Origin of the sequence: uncultured Senegalimassilia sp. (genome assembly GCF_934632265.1) — a bacterium.
GTDB lineage: Bacteria > Actinomycetota > Coriobacteriia > Coriobacteriales > Eggerthellaceae > Senegalimassilia.
In genome coordinates this window covers 1-2,705 of the sequence record NZ_CAKTYH010000177.1, presented here as the reverse complement: position 1 = coordinate 2,705, position 2,705 = coordinate 1, and the positions used below count along the sequence as shown (strand labels likewise).

General features: G+C 64.8%; 2 protein-coding genes and 1 pseudogene. 1 reads left to right on the top strand and 2 read right to left on the bottom strand.

The features are described from left to right. A pseudogene (locus tag Q0H50_RS09180) lies at positions 1-385 on the top strand (nucleoside recognition domain-containing protein); the annotation flags it as partial. A 109-nt stretch (positions 386-494) separates the two neighbouring features. On the opposite strand, the gene Q0H50_RS09175 reads toward Q0H50_RS09180, so the two are convergent. After that, positions 495-1,835: a dicarboxylate/amino acid:cation symporter gene (locus tag Q0H50_RS09175; protein WP_294421658.1), complete on the bottom strand. Its 1,341-nt coding sequence runs from the start codon at positions 1,833-1,835 to the stop codon at positions 495-497. A 9-nt stretch (positions 1,836-1,844) separates the two neighbouring features. Further along, a partial coding sequence (locus Q0H50_RS09170; protein ID WP_294421657.1) for an NAD(P)-dependent oxidoreductase occupies positions 1,845-2,705 on the bottom strand: 861 nt, incomplete at its 5' end.

The window sequence follows — 2,705 nt, the reverse complement described above, 5'->3', positions numbered from 1 at the left end:
GGTCATGGGCGAGGGCGTGGACCTCGCCATGCTGTTCACGCCGGTGACGGCCATGGCGTTTCTGGCGTTCGTGCTGCTGTATACGCCGTGCGTGGCGGCCATCGCCACCGTGCGCAGCGAGCAGGGCGGCGCACGCGCGGCGCTCGAGATGGTGCTTTTGCAGTGCGGCATCGCCTGGGTGATCTCTCTCGCGGTGTATCTGGCGGGCTCGCTGGTCACGGGCGGGATCGCGGACGCGTTCAGCCTGCCGGGCCTGGTCGCGGCCGTGGTCATCGCGGTGGGCATCGGCGTGTACCTGAAGCAGCAGCGCACCGACGGCGAGCTGAAGGTAGGCTGCAAAACCTGCCCCGCCAACTGCAAAAACTCCAGCGGCTGCTGCCATTAAGGCAGGGGAGTCGTTCTCGCTTCCACTCAAGAGCAAAAATCGCCCCGCCTCCACTGGAGACGGGGCGATTTCGCGTGTAGTCAAACTCAGCCGAACGGCAAATCGCTCGCTACGCAGCCTTCACGTCGTCTAGCTCGCGGCCGGCGTTCGGGTCGTTGAACACGTCGGTATCCATGCGCCCGGCGCGCTTGGCCACGATGGTGGTGCACACGGCGTCGCCGGTGATGTTCACGGCGGTGCGCGTCATGTCCAGGATACGGTCGATGCCCATGATCAGCGCGATGCCCTCAAGCGGCAAGCCGACGGAGTTGAACACCATCGACAGCGTGATCAGGCCAACCGACGGGACGCCCGCCGTGCCGATCGACGCCAGCGTGGCGGTGGCGATGACGGTGGCGTATTCCACCGGCCCCAGCTGCACGCCGAACAGCTGCGCGGTGAACACCACGGCAACGCCCTGCATGATGGAGGTGCCGTCCATGTTGATGGTGGCGCCCAGCGGGATGGTGAACGACGAGATGCGGCGGTCGACGCCCATCTTCTTCTCCAGCGTCTCGATGTTCAGCGGGATGGTGGCGTTCGACGTTGCGGTGGAGAACGCGAACATCATCACGGAGACGAACTTCTTCAGGAACTTCACCGGGTTGATGCGCGCGAACACCGTCAGCAGCACCATGTACACCACCAGGCACTGCACGGCAAGCGCCAGCAAAACGCCCAGCATGTACTTCACCATGGGCAGGAACGCGTCGAAGCCGATGTTGGCGAACGTGCGCGCCAGCAGGCAGAACACGCCGATGGGGGCGACGTACATGACCATGGAGGTCATCTTCATCATGATGTCGTTGAACTGCTCGAAGAAGCGGTGCACCACCTCGACCTTGCGGCCCATGGTGGACAGGATGATGCCCACGAACAGCGCGAAGAAGATGATGGCCAGCATATCGCCCGAGGCCAGCGCCTGGATGGGGTTCTTCGGGATGATGTTGAGAAGGGTGTCGGTGAACGACACGTCGGTGTTGGCGCTGCCCGACAGGGTGGAAGTGTCGGAGGCTACCATGCTGGACATGTCCACGCCGCGGCCGGGGTTGATCAGGTTGCCGATGGTCAGCGCCACGGTGACGGCCAGCGCGGTGGTGCACAGGTAGAACACCAGCGTCTTCAGGCCGATGGTGCCGAGCGTCTTCGTGTCGCCGATGGACGACGCGCCGCACACGATGGAGCAGAACACCAGCGGCACGACGAGCATCTGCATCAGGCGGATGAAGCCTTGGCCGACAACGTAGAAGATGCCGTTGACGAACACGTCGTCGCGCACCGTGCCCGCGGGTACCAGGTAATGGAAGATGACGCCGCACAAAAGGCCCAGGCCCAGCGCGATGAGGATGGAACCCGTCAGCCCGATATGCAGGCGCTTGGGCTTTTCGCCCATGTTGATCTCGGTAGACACACGCCCCTCCTATTCTTGCGCGCCGCGGGCCAGCGCAGCGAGGTCATGCTCGGCGGCGAACGCCGCAAGGTCGTCTTCCCAGGTGGGGAACTCGTACACGCCGGTCAGGCGGGCCATCATGTCGTCAAGCTCGATGCGGTAGCCCTGCCAGGGGTTGGCGGTGCCGCGCAGATTGCCGGTAGGCTGGCCGGCCAGGGCGAAGGCGCGCTCGAAGAACTCGAAACGGCTGGTCACGCCCGTGCAGGCGGCATGGAACGTGCCGAACTCGTCGGACTCCATGGCGGCGATGACGAACTTGGCGAACGTGTCCACCGACGTGGGGCAGGCGAACTGGTTCGCGGGCACGGGTACCGTCTTGCCCTGGGAGCTTGCCAGCAGCGCGCGGCCGAGCAGGTCGTCGGGGCGGGCGGTGTAGACCCAGCTGGAGCGCACGATGATGTGGTGCTGGTTCAGCTCGTTGACGAAGCGCTCGCCGGCCTGCTTGGACTTGCCGTACACGTGCGGCGGGTTGGTGGCGTCGAACTCGTTGAACGCGCGGTCCGCGTTCTCGGGGAACAGGTCGTCGGTGGACAGGTGCACCATGGTGGCGCCGACGTTGTTGCTGGCGATGGCCAGGTTGCGCGCGCCGAGCGCGTTCACCTTGTAGGCCTTGTCGGGGTTCTCGTCAGCCTCGGTGCGGCTGGCAAGCGCCGCGCAGTTGATGACGAAGTCGGGTCGGTACGACTCGGCGAAGTTCAACACCTCGTGCAGGTTCGACACGTCGATCTCGACGTCGCTGGTCATGACCTTGTAGCGGCTGTGGTCCAGGAAATGCTCGATTGCCTGGCCCATTCGCCCCGCTGCGCCGGTGATCCACACGGTGTCCTGAGG